The 397-nt window shown below is 42.8% G+C and carries 1 protein-coding gene; it reads left to right on the top strand.

Features of this window, described 5'->3' with window-relative positions; genetic code table 11:
- On the top strand, window positions 1-397 hold a 397-nt coding region (locus HC175_RS19870; RefSeq protein WP_168139819.1), incomplete at both ends, for a UvrD-helicase domain-containing protein.

The following is a 397-nucleotide window of genomic DNA, read 5'->3' as shown; positions in this document are numbered from 1 at the left end:
AAAAAGCCCTCTACGCATCGAAGTTAGCAGCCGACAAAAAAGCCCTTTTAGACAACCTACAGCCGCAAATCGTGGAGTATTATTCCGAAGCTAAAAGGAGAATTACTACCCTTCAGTTTTTAGAGGCTATTGAAAGGAACCTTGTCCCTTTATCGCTACTAAGTGCAATCCAGGACCAGATCGAGGAAATCAAGAAAGAGAATTCTATGGTCCTTATTTCAGAATTCAATGCGACCATTGGCAAGGCAGTGAAAGATCAGCCTGCTCCATTTATCTATGAAAGACTTGGTGATCGGTACCGGCATTATTTTATCGATGAATTTCAGGATACATCGCAGCTGCAGTGGGAGAATTTGATCCCGTTGGTAGATAATACGCTTTCCATTGCACACCCTTC

The organism is Salinimicrobium oceani (genome assembly GCF_012037645.1).
This window is presented reverse-complemented; position numbering and strand designations above follow the sequence as displayed.